11 protein-coding genes are annotated in these 17,544 nt (G+C 28.2%); 8 read left to right on the plus strand and 3 right to left on the minus strand.

From position 1 onward, the window contains the following. Window positions 1–10 precede the first annotated feature (10 nt). Both DS884_RS07185 and DS884_RS07190 read right to left on the minus strand, forming a co-directional pair. A complete protein-coding gene (locus DS884_RS07185; protein WP_113786274.1) occupies window positions 11–580 on the minus strand; it encodes a pseudouridine synthase in 570 nt (189 codons plus the stop codon). Between the two features lie 224 nt (window positions 581–804). Further along, window positions 805–2,259: an ArnT family glycosyltransferase gene (locus DS884_RS07190; RefSeq protein WP_113786275.1), complete on the minus strand. Its 1,455-nt coding sequence runs from the start codon at window positions 2,257–2,259 to the stop codon at window positions 805–807. A gap of 156 nt (window positions 2,260–2,415) precedes the next feature. Here DS884_RS07190 and recA point away from each other — a divergent pair, with 156 nt between their 5' ends. The 6 genes from recA to DS884_RS07220 all read left to right on the plus strand — a co-directional run bounded on the left by recA (window position 2,416) and on the right by DS884_RS07220 (window position 15,133). Then, a complete protein-coding gene (gene recA / locus DS884_RS07195) occupies window positions 2,416–3,423 on the plus strand; it encodes a recombinase RecA (protein WP_093871962.1) in 1,008 nt (335 codons plus the stop codon). 202 nt (window positions 3,424–3,625) lie between these two features. After that, window positions 3,626–8,902: a GEVED domain-containing protein gene (locus DS884_RS07200; protein WP_113786276.1), complete on the plus strand. Its 5,277-nt coding sequence runs from the start codon at window positions 3,626–3,628 to the stop codon at window positions 8,900–8,902. A gap of 141 nt (window positions 8,903–9,043) precedes the next feature. After that, entirely contained in the window at window positions 9,044–11,791 is a 2,748-nt protein-coding gene (locus DS884_RS07205; RefSeq protein ID WP_113786277.1) for a lamin tail domain-containing protein, read from the plus strand. 123 nt (window positions 11,792–11,914) lie between these two features. After that, window positions 11,915–12,775, plus strand: coding sequence for a GyrI-like domain-containing protein (locus DS884_RS07210; protein WP_113786278.1), 861 nt, complete (start codon window positions 11,915–11,917; stop codon window positions 12,773–12,775). 28 nt (window positions 12,776–12,803) lie between these two features. Next, window positions 12,804–14,486: an amidohydrolase gene (locus tag DS884_RS07215; protein WP_199488192.1), complete on the plus strand. Its 1,683-nt coding sequence runs from the start codon at window positions 12,804–12,806 to the stop codon at window positions 14,484–14,486. A gap of 110 nt (window positions 14,487–14,596) precedes the next feature. Further along, on the plus strand, window positions 14,597–15,133 hold the full coding sequence (locus DS884_RS07220; RefSeq protein WP_093869515.1) for a GNAT family N-acetyltransferase: 537 nt from the start codon (window positions 14,597–14,599) through the stop codon (window positions 15,131–15,133). On the opposite strand, the gene dut is transcribed toward DS884_RS07220, so the two are convergent. Then, the gene (dut, locus tag DS884_RS07225; RefSeq protein ID WP_113786279.1) at window positions 15,130–15,561 is read right to left on the minus strand and encodes a dUTP diphosphatase; all 432 of its coding nucleotides are present in this window, start codon (window positions 15,559–15,561) and stop codon (window positions 15,130–15,132) included. The two genes, DS884_RS07220 and dut, sit on opposite strands and share 4 nt — an antisense overlap. A gap of 95 nt (window positions 15,562–15,656) precedes the next feature. Between dut and DS884_RS07230 the strand changes: the two genes are divergently transcribed. Together DS884_RS07230 and DS884_RS07235 are read left to right on the plus strand one after the other, a co-directional pair. After that, the gene (locus DS884_RS07230; RefSeq protein ID WP_093869513.1) at window positions 15,657–16,652 is read left to right on the plus strand and encodes an NAD(P)H-dependent glycerol-3-phosphate dehydrogenase; all 996 of its coding nucleotides are present in this window, start codon (window positions 15,657–15,659) and stop codon (window positions 16,650–16,652) included. Window positions 16,653–16,875: 223 nt separating this feature from the next. Next, complete coding sequence (locus DS884_RS07235) at window positions 16,876–17,535, plus strand: hypothetical protein (protein WP_093869512.1); 660 nt, start codon at window positions 16,876–16,878, stop codon at window positions 17,533–17,535. Window positions 17,536–17,544 lie beyond the last annotated feature (9 nt).

Consider the following 17,544-nt stretch of genomic DNA (forward strand, 5'->3'; position numbering starts at 1 on the left):
TTATTTAAAATTATATTAATTCATTTACTTCTTTTATGTCACCTGGTTTTAAGTTTCCTATAAAAATTTCTCCAATTCTAACTCGTATTAAACGAAGTGTAGGAAAACCAACAGCAGCAGTCATTTTTCTGACTTGTCTAAATTTTCCTTCTGTAATAGTTATAGCTATCCAACTTGTTGGGCCATGTCTTTCATCTCTAATTTTTTGAGTTCTATCAGGGAAGTTAGGCTTAACTATTGAAAAAGCTTTACCAGGTTTTGTTATATATTTTTTACCATTAAAACCAATTTCTACTCCTTTTTGAAGCTTATTAATTGCATCTTGAGAAATAATTCCATCTACTTGAACATAATATTCTTTTTCTATTTTATTACTTCTTACTTGTTCACTTACCTTACCATTAGTTGTTAATAAAAGTAAACCTTCTGAAGGAACATCTAAACGGCCAATTGCCATTGTTCCTTCTGGAAAATCATATAACTCTCCTAGCATTTTTTTCTTCCTTTTTGTTTGATTATTAATAAATTGAGAAAGAAAACCATAAGGTTTATGAATTATAAAATGACGGTGTTTTAACATAAAAACAAAAGTAAAACTATTTTAAATTAAATAGAATTTAGAATATATAAATAATTAGACCTCTTATTATAATTTGAATTAAAGTATGATTTTTACTCATGAATATTGAACTATTGGAACATCTCCGGAAATTAAAATAAGTAAACTTAGTAGTTTATTTAACACTAAGAATTTTTATTTCTTTGACATAGCTCCATATACTTCGATAAGTTTTAAATATATTTTTATTTAAAAATACCTTTATATAGGTAATAACATTTAATATTATAATTGTATTTAGTTATAGTAATGGTATCAATACTATTAATTTCAGAAAAAAGAGAAATTAGTTCATTATTTAATAAACTTCTGTCATCTGTTAAAATCAAGCCTTTTGAATTAGTTTTATAAGAAATATTTTTTGTCCAATAATTAAATTGATCAAATCTTGACGAGTAAGAATATATTTTAGGGTTATTTATAGAAAAAGCTAATAAAGAAGCATTTCTATAAGAAGAAGTTAGTATAGGTATTTTATTATTTTCTTGATGTTTTAATACTTTACTTTTTATTTTATGCCAACCATAATGATAGGTACTATCTTCATCTTTACCACCAAAAATTAAAGTTAATGGAACACCGCCGAAATGAATAGTTATAGCAATAATTAGAATAGAAGAAAATATTAAAGAAGATATTTCTTTTTTTTTCTTTATAAGAAAGTTAATAGCCAAAGGTGTTATGAAAAGTAAACCTACAATATTCCAATAATATAAAACATTTGAAAAAATAGATAAGAATAAAAAAGTTATGGTAGATACTAAAAAAATATGCTTAGAAAATTTTATATAAACAATTGTATAAGAATTAATTTCATTATTTTTTTTCTTTTTAAAAAGTTCAATAATTCCCCACCATATAAAAGGAGAAAGCATTACTAAACTACCTAAAATAAAACCAATATAGTTACCTTTAAAGAATTCATAATTTATAAAAGGATCTATGGTTCTTTGTTGAATATTAAATTCAAAAGAACCAAACTTATTTTTAGCATTCCAAATAAGAATTGGAGAACTAACCATTAGTATAATTAATAAACTTAAATAAAGTCTATAATCTTTAAAAATACAATGGAGTTTTTTAGTAAAAATTAATAAAGAAATAATTCCTAATCCTAAAAATATGGCATTGTATTTTGATATAATTGCTAACCCTAAAAATAAACTTCCTAAAAAAATATTTTTAGTAGTGCCTTTTTCATTTACCCATATTTCATGTATAAAATTTATGTAAAAATAACCAGATATAAAGCAATTGGTTATTAGTATGTAATCGTTCCAAGCAAAAGAAGTAAATAAATAAAATAAAGGACTTGAAAAGAATAGAATGAGATACAAATAGGGAGTGTTATAATTTAATTTTTTTATTATAAGAATTAATATATATGAAATACAAATAGAAGATAAAAAAACTGGAAGTCTTAAAATAAATAAAGACGTTCCAAAGAATGAAGTGAACATATTTTGAATTAAAGCTTGTAATGCTGGATGATCATGGTAAGATAAATCAGGATGTTGGCCCCAAAGCCAGTAATATGCTTCATCTGGATTAGGAAAAATAAAAAACCAGTAGTAAATTTTAGTAGCAATTGTAATAAATGCTAAAAAGAATATAAATGTTCTTTTTGTAAAAGTATTCAACACTATATTTTTTGTTTTCAAAAGTAAATTAAGTAAGTATATTGTATGTTATTATATTGTGATTTTACTGATAAAAAAAAAATATAAAAATGAAAAGTATTGCTACTTTTTTATAACTTAGCAACTCTTATTTTTACACTAATTTTAGCAGATTTTATGGCAGCAGATAAAGAAAAAGAAGCAAAATTAAAAGCGCTTCAACTTACACTAGATAAGTTAGATAAAACTTATGGAAAAGGAGCAGTAATGAAATTAGGTGATAGTCAAGTAGAAGATATTGAGGCTATTTCATCAGGATCATTAGGTTTAGATTTAGCTTTAGGCGTAGGAGGATATCCAAGAGGAAGAATTATTGAAATTTATGGACCAGAATCATCAGGTAAAACTACTTTAAGTATACATGCAATTGCTGAAGCTCAAAAGGCAGGAGGTATTGCTGCTTTTATTGATGCTGAACATGCTTTTGATCGTTTTTATGCAGAGAGCTTAGGAGTAGATGTTGATAATTTAATCATATCTCAACCAGATCATGGTGAACAAGCATTAGAAATTGCTGATAATTTAATACGTTCAGGTGCAATTGATATTGTGGTTATTGATTCAGTTGCTGCATTAACACCTAAATCAGAGATTGAAGGTGAAATGGGAGACTCTAAAATGGGACTTCATGCTCGTTTAATGTCACAAGCATTACGTAAATTAACAGGTACTATTAGTAAAACTAATTGTACAGTTATATTTATAAACCAATTACGTGAAAAAATTGGTGTTATGTTTGGAAATCCTGAAACAACAACAGGTGGTAATGCCTTAAAATTTTATGCTTCAGTTCGTTTAGATATCCGTAGAAGAACTCAAATTAAAGATGGCGATAAAGTTATTGGAAACAGTACTAAAGTAAAAGTTGTTAAAAATAAAGTAGCACCACCATTTCAAATGACTGAGTTTGATATTATGTATGGACAAGGTATTTCTAAAGTAGGAGAAGTATTAGATATTGGTGTTGAATATGGAATTATAAAGAAAAGTGGTTCATGGTTTAGCTATGGAGACACAAAATTAGGTCAAGGTAGAGATGCTGTAAAAGGTGTTATAAAAGATAATCCTGAGCTAATGGAAGAACTTGAAAATAAAATAAAAGAGGCTATTGAAAATCAAGATTAAGTATATACATTAAAAGTTCAAACTATTACTAATCAAAGCTGTAGAAGTTAATTCTATAGCTTTTTTTTATGGTTTTTATGTTTTATTTAATAGTAATGTTAATTTATTACCATATTATAATATTATATTAACTATTAATGTTGTTTAGGTGTTTTTAATGTTAAATTGCTGAAAATTTAATATTTAATTAACTCTTCTAAACATGAAACAACTAACTAGAACTATCCTATTATTAATTGGATTACTATCATTTTCAACCTATTCTCAAGAAAGTGATGATATACCAACTCGGTGTGATACACCATCACGACAAAACTATTTTTTGCAAAATGATAAAGCAAGAATAGAAGCAGAAAAACATGAACATTTAACTAAAAAATTTATAAAAAAAAGAAAAGAAGAATTTAAAAAAGGAACAGCAAATAGAGCTTCTAAATATGTTATACCTATTGTATTTCATGTTTTTGGTACTGATTTCGTTGGTAAAAAGGTTGATGATGCTTTAGTTAAAGATGCCTTAAAAAAAACTAATGAAGATTTTAATGGGCTTAACAATGATTTTCATGATGTATCTGATAGATTTAAAAACCTCAGGTCAACCTTAGATGTTGAATTTCGTTTAGCTGAAGTAGATCCTAACGGAAATCCAACAACAGGTATAAATTATTATACAAATAGAGCCGGATTTGGAGCAGATAACATTTATGATGAAGAAATTGCCAAGTTTGCTTGGGATAATTATAAATATTTTAATGTTTATATTTTATTAGACTTAAAAAAGGATGGCAAACTTAATAGATCTGGAGTAGCATGGTATCCAAATAAAGATCAATCAGATAGAAATGTAGCAAGAGCAGTTTTTAATGGGAGATATTTAGGAACTAATAGTAGTGAAAACTTTAGAAGAATATTAACTCATGAATTTGGTCACTATTTAAATTTAGCACACACTTTTGAAGGTGGGTGTTCAGGTACAGGAGATAATGTAGATGATACTCCAGCAACTACAGTTAGCTTAGATTGTATAGTTACACAAGAAAAATGCTCAGGAGCAGGAATTCCAAATTCTGAAAATTTTATGGATTATTCTGATTGTTATAGAATGTTTACAAGAGGTCAAATACAGCGTATGCAAGCTGCTTTAGATTTCTCTTCAAGAAAACCTTTATGGCAAACAAGCAATCATGCTGAAGTATTTTCACAAAATACAAATGAACCAAGATTGTATTATGATTACACTACATTTACTGAAAGTTTTGAAAATGATGGAACCATTGGTGGAGGAAGAGATGTAAAAATTACATTAGTAAATGGCCCAAAATTTTCAAATGTAGGAACATTACCTAGTAATAGTTATACAGTTGAAAACTTACCTTCTGGTTTAAATGTACAAGTGATAAGTAATAGTACTACTGAAGCTGTAGTTCGTTTAACTGGGAAAGCTGTAAGCCATGTAAAAGATAATAACATAAGAAACTTAAAGTTAACATTTAATAATGCTGCTTTTACTGGTTTTAATGCTGTAAATATTAAAGGATATAGCCGACCAGATTTACGTATAGAGTATAATAATGCTTATGAAAGTACATATTTAACTTTTGATGAATTAAGACAAGTAGCTATAGACGGAAATAACTTTGTAGGTTTTGGAATAACCCCAGGTCAACAACGTCCTAGGTATGAGCTTTCTGTAGATGATAATAAATTAATGATCGGATTTGATGCAGGAACTAAACATGTGGCGGTTAATGCTAGCAAACAAGTTTTATTAATTGAGGAAGGTACTACAATTGGGCCTAATTTAAACTGGGATCATGATGACAGAGATAGACTTTTATTAGATAATACTTATCAAGTATGGAAAGGTAAAAGAGGTTTTGTAGGTATGAGAATTGAAAGAGAATCTTTTCCTGGAAAATATTTTTATGGATGGGCAAGAGTTGAGGTATCTTCAGATGGAAAAATAGCACGATTTATTGATTATTATTCGCATAAAAACCCAGAAGCAACTGTTAAAGCAGGTATAGGAGATAAACCATCTATTGCATTATCTAAGCCAGTTTTTTTTGAAGACGAAGTTAATAACGGAACTTTTTCAGAAGAAATAGATATTATTCTAGAAGGTAGTGCAAATTTTACTTCTCAAAATTTAGCTAATGGTATACATTTTACAATTACTAATTTACCACCGGGATTATCAGCTAGTATTCAAAAAGTAACTAGTAAATTAGGGAAGTTAAAAATACAAGGTACTGCAAGTAGTCATGTTGTAGGTGATGGAACATTAGCAAAAATTCAATTTAATGAATCAGCATTTACTATTGCTCCAAGCAATAAAACGAATTTTGACTTACAAATTAGATTTTTTGATCCTTATGATATTACATACATAAGTACAGAAAATTTAACTCCTTGGATTAATAGTAGTAACACCAATAGATGGATCTATATAGATACAGATTTTGATTTTGGTGATAATTCTAGGTATTCTATAACTCATTATACTGATAATTCTAATAATGGAGAATATGTAGTATTAAATGCTAGAGGAAAAGGATTTACAATGGATGCTACTACCCTACATCCTATTTCTCTTAATGTTGGAACGCAAGTAAACGCATCAAGTAGTTTTGTTTCTACTGGTTATGGGGTTAATAATGCCCCAAGACTATCAGGAACTGGTGTTCCTCATAATGGAAAAATTACTTATACAGGATTACGTTTTAGAGACCGAGCAGGAAGATTACACTATGGATGGATGAAATTTGAATCTAGACCAAACGGATTTGAAGCTAGGTTACTTGCTATAGCTTATAACAAAAGACCAAATGAAGCAATTACGGTAGGTCAAATACCTAATGATTATTGTTATGCAGCTGCAAATATTAATGAGAAATATGATGATTATTCTAGTGCAATAGGAACTTTTAATTTTGAACAGTTTTCTCAAAAATCAGATTTTCCTCAAAACTATACTGACTTTACAAGTAAAACGATAAAAGTACGTCCTGGTGCTAATAATTTTTCTATAAAAGATGATGGAATAAAAACATCAGGAACAAATATTCTTGGTATTTGGATTGATTTAAATGGAGATAAAGATTTTGAAGATAATGGAGAACAAATTCATATGTCAAACCCTTATCCAGCAGGAAGTGATTATGGAGGAGAAGTAACATTACCAAATGTAAACGGAACTTATACATTACGTATTACAATGAAAAATGAAACAGAATCAGATAATCCTAAACCATCTCCTTGTGATTTCTTTTTACATGGTGAAGTAGAAGATTATACTATTAATATTTCAAATTCAAATCCAATATATCCAGTAGCTAAATTTGAAATGCCTGAGAGTATTTCTGCCAAAGAGTTATTGGTAGTAACAGATGCTTCTACTAGAGAACCAGATTCATGGAATTGGGAATTTGAAGGAGGAGTTCCAGCTACGTTTAATGGTAAAACTCCACCTAGTATTTATTATGAAAATGTAGGTACTTTTAAAGTGAAATTAACAGTTAAAAAAGGAAGTGTTTCACAAAGTATTGAAAAATCATTAAAGGTTAATCCACATCCAACAGAGTATTGTCAAGTTTCAAGAAGAGGAACTTATCCACGAAGAAATGATGTAACAAAAGTTGTGTTTGGTGATATTAACAATGTAACACAAAAAGGTGGAACTGGATATGGTGATTTCACTAGTTTATCTACAAGTTTAATACAAGGACAAACATACCCTATTGAGTTAACAACATATCAACAAATTACAAATGCAACTAGTGAAGCAGGAACTAATTTAGTTGTTTGGATTGACTGGAACAGAAACAATGAATTTTCTGATAATGAAATAGCTTATGAAAGAAGAGCAGTAGCTTCAGATACTCCAGATATGGTATTAAATGGAAATATAACTGTTCCTAAAATTTATTCAAATGGAACATCTTTAATGAGAGTAATTCGTTATTATTCATACGACAATAATGATAGGCCAAGATGTGGTGAAATAGTTGAAGCTGATATAGAAGATTATACAGTTAATCTTACAGGAACAACAGTTCAAGCTCCAGTAGCTAATTTTGAAGCAAATTCAACTACAATTACAGAAGGAACAACAGTTGTTTTTACTGATAGTTCTACAAACAGTCCTACAGGATGGTCATGGTCGTTTGATGGAGGTACTCCAACTACATCAATAGAACAAAACCCTTCAATTACTTATAATTCAGAAGGTACATTTAAAGTAACGTTAACAGCTAGTAATTTAGGTGGTGATAATACAATGACAAAAGAAGGGTATATTACAGTAAATAAAGGCTCAAGTATTACCTATTGTGAATCAGCAGGAACACGAGTACAATACGAATGGATTTCAGGAGTAAAAGTAGGTAGTTTTATAAATAACTCAGACGCTCAAAAGTATTCAGATTTTACATCAAAAACCATAACATTACCAGGAGGTTCATCAAATGAAATAACGTTAACACCAGGGCATTCAGGATCTGCTTATAAAGAGTATTTTAAGGTTTGGATAGATTATAATCAAGATGGAACTTTTGGAACAGATGAGGTAGCTTTTGATGCAGGGTCAGCATCAGCAACAGCAGTAACTGGAACAATAGAAGTACCAGCAAGCGCAAAATCTGGAAATACAAGAATGCGAGTATCGATGAAATATAATGCTGCTCCAAATCCATGTGGTAGTGTTGGAGATGGAGAAGTAGAAGATTATACTGTAAATATTTCAGGGTCAACAAATCCAAACCCTATTACGTATTGTGAATCCGCAGGAACACGAGTACAGTATGAATGGATTTCAGGAGTAAAAGTAGGTAGTTTTATAAATAACTCAGATGCTCAAAAATATTCAGATTTTACATCTAAAACAATATCATTAGGAACTGGGTCTTCAACAGAAATAACGTTAACACCAGGGCATTCAGGAACTACTTATAAAGAGTATTTTAAAGTATGGATAGATTATAATCAAGATGGAACTTTTGGAACAGATGAAGTAGCTTTTGATGCAGGATCTGGATCAACGACTGCAGTAACTGGAACAATAGAAGTACCAGCAAGTGCAAAATTAGGAAATACAAGAATGCGAGTATCAATGAAATATAATACTGCTCCAAATTCATGTGGTAGTGTTGGAGATGGTGAAGTAGAAGATTATACTGTAAGTATTAATTCTAATGCTCAGTCAAGACTCAATACTTCTGATATACAGTTAGATGAAACTACAATATACCCAAACCCTGTTAGTCGTGAATTAATAATTACTTTAAGTAATAAAACTGTAATTAAAAATTCAAATATTAAAATTCAAATATTAGATATTACAGGTAAAAATATTACAGAAAAAAGAAATATTAATAGTCAAAAAATCAGATTTAATTTAGAAAATTTAGAAAATGGAACTTATATTTTACAAATTATAAATAGAAATAAAAAAGAACATAAAATATTTATTAAAAAATAAAATAAGTTTAAACATTATAAAAACTGCTAAAAATAATTTTTAGCAGTTTTTTTGTTTTTAGCATAGGGTAAAATTTTAGTTAGACGTATTGTAATTAATGAATCACTTAATAGTGGTATATCATTATAAAAACCTAACTATATGAAACAATATTATTTTTTAGTATTATTATTAACTACTACTTTAGTAACTGCACAAGAAATAGTTATTAATGAAATTCAAGCAAAAAATTTAAGTACTTATAAAAATCCAAAAACAGGAGAATACTCTGATTGGATTGAATTAAAAAATACAACAAGTTCATCAATTGACCTTAGTGGTTATTTTTTAACTGATGACAAAGAGAACTTAAAAAAGTGGACTATTCCTTCAGGAACAAAAATATTAGCTAATGGTTTTTTATTAATAATAGCAGATAATACAAATTCTGGTTTAAGTACCAATTTTAAGTTATCAACTACTGGAGAAGAAATTATACTTTCTAAAAAAGATGGCTCAGAAATACATAAAATAGAATACCCTTTAATTCAAAATGATGTTTCTTATGGTCGTTTAGTTGATGGTTCTTATTCTTTTATGAATAAACCAACGCCAAGTTCAGAGAACTCAGATAGTTCTGCATTTACTTTATTAGATTCTGATATTAAAATAAACATACCTACAGGTTTATATAGCGCTAATCAAACTATAGAAATAACAAAAAAAGGAGAAGGGAAATTGTATTATACATTAAATGGAACAAAACCATCATTGAGTTCAATATTATATTCTGGACCAATAACTGTTGATAAAAACACAGTGTTAAAAACAATAGTAATTAAATCATTAACAGAGTATAGTAATATTGAAAACCGATCTTATATTATTGGAGCTACTCATAATTTACCTGTAGTTTTATTAACGTCAGATAATTCTTATTTGAATTCAAATAAGAAAGAAGTAATTGATGGAAGAGTTCAATTTAATTTTATAGAGAAAGATGGTACAGTTGCTATTAATCAGTATGCAAATTTTAGAGAGTCAGGAAGAACATCAAGAAATCAACCTCAATTAAATGGTAAAGTAGAAGCTGATGGAGTATACGGAGATGATGATTTTGATTATAAAATGTACCCAAATAAAAAAACAGATGAATTTGAGAGTTTTTTACTAAGAAATGCAAGTCAAGATTGGTCAGAAACACATATGAGAGATGCTTTTATAGCTAGGTTATTAGGTCAAGATAATTTAGCAGATTTTCCTTTTGAAGGATATCGCCCTGCAGTTTTATATGTAAATGCAAAATATCAAGGTATTATTAATGTAAGAGAAGATGATGATAATGATTATGTGAAACATAATTATGATTTAAAGAAAGGAGAATTTAAAAAAAATGGTAGAGATTGGATTCCATATACTTTTACAACAGATAGAGAAAAATTTGATAAAATATTGAATTTTAATGATCATGTAAATGCTCAATTTTTAATTAGTTATGCTGAGTTAAATGAATATGGATTTGGAAGTTGGAAAGATTTATCAGGTAAAACAGCTCATGAAAACCACTATTTTATGCATGATTATGATGCTACTTTTGGTTTACTTGGAGAAGATCATGTTCCTTTAACTGGATCGATGCCGGTATCATCAATTATACCTTCTGAAATGAAAGCACATGAGGCTTATAAAACAGAAGCTATACAATTTATTAGCGCTACTATAAATCATATTTATAATAAAGACCGAGCAATTACTATTTTAAATAAAATGGAAGAAGAACTGGAAAGTGAAATTCCAGCACATGCAATTATAAATTCTAAATTAGCTGTTGATCAAGGTTATAATAAATATAATAAACCTCCTTTTGCAAATTTAACTGAATGGAAAAATAATGTTGAAGCGCTTAGAAAAGATATAAAAGGAAGATTTGATTCTACTATTTTTAATAGAATAAAAAATGAATATTCACTAGAAGATCCAATACTAGTAACTTATGAGAGTTCAGATATAACAAAAGGAATTATAAGAGTTCATAATGTGAAATCTGTTAAAGAAACATTTACAGGAACATATTTTAAAAATATACCTATTCATTTTTCTGCTGAAGCTTTACCAGGATATAAATTTGTTCGATGGGAAGGAGATTTTACAAGTACAGATTTAAATATTTCTCCAGTTTTTTCAACAAATTCTAGAATTAAAGCAGTTTTTGAACCAGTAACATCATCACCAACTAATTTAGTTATAAACGAGGTTCAGGGAAAAAATGACACAACTATTGCTGATGAAAAAGGAGAATTTGACGATTGGATTGAAATTTATAATCCAAATGATAAACCAGTAAATTTAGCAGGTTATTATGTATCTGATAATCCATCAGAACCATTAAAGTGGAAAATTCCAAATACTAATGTTAGTAAAACAACTATTAAAGCAAAAGGTTTTTTGTTACTATGGGCTGATAAAGATGTAGATCAAGGAGAAAACCATTTAGGTTTTAAATTAAAAGGTACTGACCAAGTTGTTTTAACAGCACCTGATGCAACTAAAAAAATTCAAGAAATTTCTTTTACAGCTATTGATACAGATTTTTCTTACGGAGCAAAAGTAGATGCAAGTACTGAGTACGTAGTTTTTACTAAACCAACTCCAGGAGTCTCTAATAATTCTGTATTAAGTACAGAAGGTTTTGAAGGAATTACTTCTAAAATAGAAATATACCCAAATCCAACAATTGATGTAATTACGATCAAAGGAATATCTGAAAAATTGAATTGGAAATTATACGATATTACAGGAAAAAAAATAAGAAAAGGAATAAAAAAAGTAATACAATTAAATGATTTAGAAAAAGGATTATATGTTTTAATTATAAATGATAAAACATCATTAAAAGTCTTAAAAAAGTAAGCTATAATTTATTGTTTATACTAATTTAAAAAAGTGATTGATATTTCAATCGCTTTTTTTGTATTTTAAAGGTTGTCAATTTAAGACAAAAGTAAAACAGTAATCCTAGTATACATTTGCATTGTGGAAACAAAAGAATTCTATAAAAACCGGTTGCAACAAGTTGTTTCTTATTTACGATCTAAATACAATGAGAAAATTTCTATTCAAGAACTTGAAGAGTTTTCGAGTTTTTCATATAGGAATCTTCAGCGTGTATTTAAAGCATACTATAATGAAACTATAGGAGCTTATGTTACAAGAATAAAGGTGGAAAACGGAGCAAAGATGTTAGTATATTCTTTAAAAGAAATTAAGTTAATAGCTGAAGAAATAGGATATTCAGATGTACAAACATTTAGTAAATCGTTTAAAAAACACTTTGGAATTTCACCAGCAAAGTATAGAAATAAAAAAGAAGAATTATTTCAAAAGAAGAACAAAAATAACATAAAAACCATGCCTTTTTTTGAAGAAAGAATTACTGTTTTACCTGCTCAAAAAGTAGTATATACTACTTTTAAAGGCGATTATTATAGTACGAAATTAGATAGAGCTTGGGAAAAGTTTTTAGAAGACGCTTCTAAACTTAAAATAGATGTTAATACAGCAGAATTTTTTGGAATTATATGGGATGAACCTATAATATCTGAAATAATTAATTATGATTATGATGCTTGTATTGTAATTGATTCTATTGAAACACCTCCAAAAAAGTTTAAGGTGAAAACTATTCCTGAGCAATGTTATGCAGTATTCAAACATATAGGAAGGTATCAAAGTATTTCTAAAACGTATGATAAAATTTTCACCAGATGGTTATTTACAACAGATCTTGAAGTTTCAGAAAAACCTTTTATTGAAAAGTATACGAAACATGAAGGAAATACAAATAATGAGAGTGAATTTGAAACAGAAATTTATATACCTTTAAAAAAAGGCTGATTTATAATTAGCCTACAACATGAAACAAATGAAAATTATAATTATATTATTTAGCTTTTTATTTACTTCTAAGTCATGTACTAAAAAAGAAGAGATAAAAATGAACACTCAACAAGTATCAATTCAAAAGCTATATTTTAATGCTAAAATATATACAGTTAATGATGCAAAACCTTGGGCTGAAGCAATGCTTATTGAAAAAAACAAAATAGTTTTTATAGGAACAAATAAAGAAGCAGCATTAAAAGCTGATAAGAATGTTGAAAAAATAGACTTAAAAGGAAAATTAGTATTGCCTGGCTTTCATGATGTTCATATGCATCCTATGGAAGTAGGGTCTACAACAACTTCTTTTGTGTTAAATGAAAATGAAACAAATGCAGAAAATTATATTTCAGAAATAAAAAAAGCATCAAAAAAAAATCCAAACGTTAAATGGTTAATAGGATTTGGACACTCAATTAATACATTATTAGATGCAAAAAGAAACCCATTAACTATTATAAATGAAGCTATTTCTGATAGACCTGTAATTATAATGGAACAAACCTCTCACTCTATGTGGTTAAATTCAAAAGCATTAGAACTAGCAGGAATTACTAATATTAGCCCTAGCCCTCAAGGAGGAATTATAATGAAAGATAATGGGAAGTTAAATGGTATTTTAATTGATAATGCAGGAGATGTAGTTTTTCAACAAGCCATAAAAGCAGTTAATAACCCTAATGGAGAATATGATGGAATGGTTTCTTATGTACTTCCTGAATTAGCAAAAAATGGTATTACTTCGGTTTCTGATGCAAGAACATATTGGAAAAGAAAGCAACATAAAACTTGGGAAAATTTAGCTACTGATGGTAAACTAACAGCTCGATTTAATTTAGGTTTATGGGCATATCCAACAGAAAAAGATAAAGATCAAATTGCTTCATTAAAAGCATTATTTTCTAATGATGAAAACAGTTTATTAAAAATTAACCAAATCAAATTGTATTCAGATGGTATTACTCATAATACAACCGCTGCATTACATTCGAATTATAAAGAAGATTTCTTTGGTTTATCAACTAATAATGGGTTGAATTATTTTACAGAAGAAAGAATTGGAAAATATATTCAAGAATTAGAATCAGTAGGATTTGATTTTCACATTCATGCAATAGGTAATAGAGGTGTTCATGAAGCACTCAATGCAATTGAAAAGAAAGGTACTACTATTGGAAGGCATAGATTAACTCATGTAGAAATGGTTGATATTTCTGATTTAAGTAGGTTTAAAAGATTAAATGTAACAGCTGATGCTCAGGTTACTGGAGATTTTACTCAGCCTCAATACTGGCATGAAAACAATCATTTATTAGGAAGTACATTAGCCAATAATCAAGTACCTATAAAATTATTAAAAGAAGCTGGAGCAAGATTAACTTTGAGCAGTGATTGGAATGTAAGCACATTAAATCCATTTGTTGGAATTCAGAATGCAGTTACAAGAGTACCACAAAATATATCATTAAAAGAAGCAATAAAAGCATATACAATTAATGGAGCTTATGTAATGCGTCAAGAAGATAAAGTTGGGTCTTTAAAAGTAGGGAAACTAGCAGATTTTGTTGTTTTAGACAAAAACATTTTCACAATATCTTCAAATCAAATTAAAACAACTAAAGTTATTATGACAGTATTTAATGGGAAAGAAATTTATAAAAAGTAGTTTTCGAATAGTTTTTTGTTATAAAAATTAAATAAAAAAATGATTTAGTATAAATCTAAACCAATAAATAATTATACTATAATTATAAGTAAATTCGTATTAAAAAACGAATGATTCATATATCAGAAGACATACAATTAAAAGAGATTTTGAATTCAGATTCTGAATCTCTTTTTAATTTAATGAAGGAAATTTACCCAGCAGCTTATAGTCATTTCTGGAAAGATGGGGGAGAATGGTATGTGCAGAGTCAATATTCTGAAAAGAACATTTTAAAAGAACTATTACAAGAAAACACAGATTATTATTTTGTAATTTACAAAGGAGAAATTATAGGTAATTTTAGAATTATTTGGAATAGTGAATTAGAAGGTTTAGAAAATAAGAAGTCTGTAAAACTTCATAGGGTTTATCTACATTCAAAAACACAAGGAAAAGGAGTTGGTAAAAGTTTATTAAATTGGTTAGAAGAAGAAGCAATAAAAAAACAATATGAATTAATATGGTTAGATGCTATGGATGAGCAACCGCAAGCTTTTGAGTTCTACAAAAAAAAGGGATACCAATATCATTCACATTGTTTTTTAGATTTTGACTTATTACATGATGAGGTTAGAAAAATGAGTCAGGTGTATAAATTAATTTAAACACCAGTGCTTCCAAAACCACCAGCACCACGTTCAGTTTCGTCAAGAACAGTTACTTCTTTCCAGTTAATACGTTCATGTTTTGCTATTACCAATTGAGCAATACGTTCACCATTATTTATAACAAAATTTTCATTAGAAAGATTTACTAAAATAACTCCAATTTCTCCTCTATAATCTGCATCAACAGTTCCAGGAGCATTTAAAACAGTAACTCCTTTTTTTGCAGCCAATCCACTTCTTGGTCTAACTTGAGCTTCAAAACCAACAGGTAAAGCAATAAATAAACCAGTTTTTACGATTGCTCTTTCTAAAGGTTTTAATGTTATTGCTTTTTCAATATTAGCACGTAGGTCCATCCCTGCAGAACCTTCTGTTTCATATGCTGGAATTTGGTGTTTTGATTTGTTAATAATTTGTACGTTCATCTGCTTTTATTTTTTCAAGTTCAAATATAATAACCTTAAGTTTTAGATAGTAGTTTCTATATTTATTAATTTCGCATTATTAAACAAACTACTTTATGAAAGACACTAAAAGGATAGCCGTTTTAGGAGGCGGAAGTTGGGCAACAGCTATTATAAAAATGCTTTCTGAAAATTTAGAAACCATAGGTTGGTATATGCGAAGTGTATATGCAATTGAACATATTAAACGTAATAAGCATAACCCTAGTTATTTAAGTTCAGCAGAGTTACATCCAGAACAATTAGATTTATCAGATGATATGAACGTTATAGTTGATAATTATGATATTTTAATTTTTGCTATTCCTTCAGCTTTTTTAAAAACAGAATTAGATAAACTAACAACATCTTTAGAAAATAAAGTTATTTTTTCTGCCATTAAAGGAATCGTTCCCGAATCTGGCCTTATAGTTGGTGAACATTTTCATGAAAAACATGCTATTCCGTTTGAAAATATAGGAGTTATAACTGGGCCTTGCCATGCAGAAGAAGTTGCTATGGAGCGTTTATCATACTTAACATTAGCTTGTCAAGACCAAGAGAAAGCTAAAGATTTAAGCAATTTTATTGCAGGACGTTACATAAAAATTAAAATTTCAGATGATATTATTGGTACCGAATATGCGGCAATGCTTAAAAATATTTATGCTATTGCAGCTGGAATAGCTCACGGATTAGGATATGGAGATAATTTCCAATCAGTATTAATGAGCAATGCTATACGTGAAATGAAACGTTTTATTAAGAAAGTACATAAAATGAAACGTAATATTAATAACTCTGCTTACTTAGGAGATTTATTAGTTACAGGATATTCTGTATTTAGTAGAAATAGAATGTTTGGAAATATGATAGGTAAAGGATATACTGTTAAATCAGCAATGTTAGAAATGAGTATGGTTGCTGAAGGATATTATGCAGCTAAAAGTGCATATAACATTAAGAAAGATAATGGGGCTAAAACACCTATAATCGATGCAGTTTATAATGTTTTGTATGACAAGAAAGAAGCGAAAGATGAGTTTAAAAAGTTAACAAATAGATTAGATTAGTTGTTTGCATTTGTACAAATAACCTCTTCTTATAAATAAGAAGTCTCATCAATCGCTTCTATAATTGAGTTGTGTGTGGTTTTGTATAGAAATACAATAGCGACAAATTTAGGCTAAAAATCTGATTTACAAATTTTTTTATAAAAAATCTTACTTTAAGATAAAAAGTATATTTTTACACTTTAAATAATTTTTATTACTTTTAGTTTAAAATTTAACAAAAATGAAAACAATTCAAGAAGCTGTTGAAATTACTATCAGAAAAACTCCCTTTATAGAAGAGGCTTTAAATGAAAAGTTAATTAACGTATCATCACTAGCTAGAGAAATATTACCTGATGTTTCTAAGTTACTTAAAAAAGAAATAAAAGTAGGTGCTGTAATGATGGCTATTAATAGGTTATCTCCAGTAAACGAATTACGTATTAGAAAAAATATTAAAAAACTAGCATTAGATTTAGGAGATGTTATAGTTCGTTCTGATTTGTGTGATTTTACTTTTAAAAATACTACTTCTTTACTAAAAGAAATAGCAAAGATTTTAAGTAAATCTGCTGATAGTAATGATTACTTTTTAACCGTTTCTCAAGGAATTTTTGAAACTAATATTGTTACTAGTAAAAATTTACAACCTTTTGTTGAAGATATCTTTAAAAGCGAAATATTAATTAACAGTGTTAATGATTTAGCTTCAATAACAATTAAACTTCCAAAAGAAAATTTAGAACAATCAGGTGTTTATTATTTTATATTAAAGCAATTTGCTTGGGCTAATATAGCTGTGCAAGAGGTAATATCAACTACCCACGAAATGACCGTTGTAGTTAAAGAAGAAGATGTTAATGAAACTTTTGCCATTTTAATGGACTTAAAATTGAATTAGAATAGAAAG

Origin of the sequence: Tenacibaculum sp. E3R01 (assembly GCF_003318185.1) — a bacterium.
Classification (GTDB): domain Bacteria; phylum Bacteroidota; class Bacteroidia; order Flavobacteriales; family Flavobacteriaceae; genus Polaribacter; species Polaribacter halocynthiae.

What these genes read in the sequence shown, in the direction of transcription:
- DS884_RS07185 (WP_113786274.1), bottom strand. Translation starts at nt 580, where the DNA reads ATGTTAAAACACCGTCATTTTATAATTCATAAACCTTATGGTTTTCTT.
- recA (WP_093871962.1), top strand. Translation starts at nt 2,416, where the DNA reads ATGGCAGCAGATAAAGAAAAAGAAGCAAAATTAAAAGCGCTTCAACTT.
- DS884_RS07215 (WP_199488192.1), top strand. Translation starts at nt 12,804, where the DNA reads ATGAAAATTATAATTATATTATTTAGCTTTTTATTTACTTCTAAGTCA.
- DS884_RS07200 (WP_113786276.1), top strand. Translation starts at nt 3,626, where the DNA reads ATGAAACAACTAACTAGAACTATCCTATTATTAATTGGATTACTATCA.
- DS884_RS07230 (WP_093869513.1), top strand. Translation starts at nt 15,657, where the DNA reads ATGAAAGACACTAAAAGGATAGCCGTTTTAGGAGGCGGAAGTTGGGCA.
- dut (WP_113786279.1), bottom strand. Translation starts at nt 15,561, where the DNA reads ATGAACGTACAAATTATTAACAAATCAAAACACCAAATTCCAGCATAT.
- DS884_RS07205 (WP_113786277.1), top strand. Translation starts at nt 9,044, where the DNA reads ATGAAACAATATTATTTTTTAGTATTATTATTAACTACTACTTTAGTA.
- DS884_RS07220 (WP_093869515.1), top strand. Translation starts at nt 14,597, where the DNA reads ATGATTCATATATCAGAAGACATACAATTAAAAGAGATTTTGAATTCA.
- DS884_RS07235 (WP_093869512.1), top strand. Translation starts at nt 16,876, where the DNA reads ATGAAAACAATTCAAGAAGCTGTTGAAATTACTATCAGAAAAACTCCC.